This window comes from Actinosynnema sp. (assembly GCF_052038725.1).
In genome coordinates this window covers 1-1,555 of sequence record NZ_JBQGCX010000506.1, presented here as the reverse complement: position 1 = coordinate 1,555, position 1,555 = coordinate 1, and the positions used below count along the sequence as shown (strand labels likewise).

The following is a 1,555-nucleotide window of genomic DNA, read 5'->3' as shown; positions in this document are numbered from 1 at the left end:
GCGGCAGGTGAAGTTCAAGGGGCTCAGGGCGAGCGCGCTGGAGAAGCTGGAGCTGATCGCCGTCGACCGCGTCCTCAGCGCCGACCAGCTGGCCGACCGGCTCGTGCCGGACTTCGGGCTGGACGCGGACGGCACGCTCGTCCTGGACTACGGTCCGCGCCGGTTCACGGTCGGGTTCGACGAGCACCTGAAGCCGTACGTGCTCGACGGGGGCGGCAACCGCCGCAAGGAGCTGCCCAAGCCGGGCGCGAAGGACGACCCCGAGCTGGCGCCTGCGGCGCACCGCAGGTTCGCGGCGCTGAAGAAGGACGTGCGCACCTCGGCGGCGGACCAGATCGTCCGCCTGGAGAACGCGATGGTGGTGGGCAGGCGCTGGACGACCGCCGAGTTCACCACCCTGCTGGCCGGGCACCCGCTGCTGCGCCACGTGGTGCGCCGCCTGGTGTGGCTTGCGGAGCGGCCCGCCGAGGACGGCGCGGGGCAGGCGCTCAGCTTCCGCCTGGCCGAGGACAACAGCCTGGCCGACTCCTCCGACGACCCGGTGCTGCTGCCGGGCGACGCGGAGGTCCGCATCGCCCACCCGCTGCTGCTGGCCGGGGAGCTGGACGCGTGGGCGGAGGTGTTCGCGGACTACGAGCTGCTCCAGCCGTTCCCGCAGCTGGGCAGACCGGTGCACGCCCCGGAGGACGCCGACGCGGCGGTGGGGGCGCTGCTGGAGGGCGAGGTCGAGACGGGCAGGCTGCTGTCGCTGGTGCGCCGTGGCTGGGAGCGCGCCGAACCGCAGGACGCGGGCGTGGAGCCGTGGATGGTCAAGCGCCTGAGCCCGACCAGGGTCCTGGTGCTCGCCCTGGACCCAGGCCTGTACGTGGGCGCGGTGTCGCTGATCTCGGACAAGCAGCGCCTGGCCGCGCTGACCCTGGAACGCCCGGCGAGCTACTACTGGAACCCGAAGGGCAAGGAGACCCCGTCCCTGTCCACGCTGGACCCGGTGGTGCTGTCGGAGCTGATCGCGGACCTGGAGTCGCTGCGGGCGTGACGGTGGGCGGCTCCTGGGAAGCGCGTCAGGAGCCGGGGACGAAGGCCGGGGCCGACCCGATCGGAGTCTGGACAGCCCCTGCCCGCGATCGCCAGGCTTGACAGCCGTGGTCCAAGGTCTTCGTCCCGTTCGCAGTCGGTGACTCCCCGGTCCGGGGCGGAACTCGTCGCCGAGTTGAAGGGGCTGCGCCGCGGTCGAGGTGTGACCGAACCGGGCTTCTCCTCCCGGCTGGGCCCACTGGTCCGGGGGCTGTTCCACGTCCGCGAGGACGAGGACGCGGAAGCCGTGCTCGCGAAGGTGGCCGGTGGGCTGGAAGGGAGCATCAACGACCTCCCGGCCCACCAGCGCCTCGCCGTGACCGCCGCGTTCGGGCTCGGTTCCGAGCGGGGCGGGACGTACCGGGAGCGGGTGGCGCGGCTGGCGGTGCGCGAGGGCGTCAGCGAGCGCACGGTGCGCCGTCGAGCGGACAGCGGTACCGGTGCGCGGGCCGAACTCCTGCGCACTCGGCACGTCGACGAG

1 protein-coding gene and 1 pseudogene are annotated in these 1,555 nt (G+C 73.4%); both read left to right on the top strand.

The genetic code is table 11. The features are described from left to right. Positions 1 to 1,036 (top strand): DUF4132 domain-containing protein (locus tag ACTUAL_RS10110; protein ID WP_440900086.1); only part of this gene is annotated, 1,036 nt, incomplete at its 5' end. A gap of 201 nt (positions 1,037 to 1,237) precedes the next feature. After that, positions 1,238 to 1,555 (top strand): annotated as a pseudogene (locus ACTUAL_RS10105) (hypothetical protein); the annotation flags it as partial.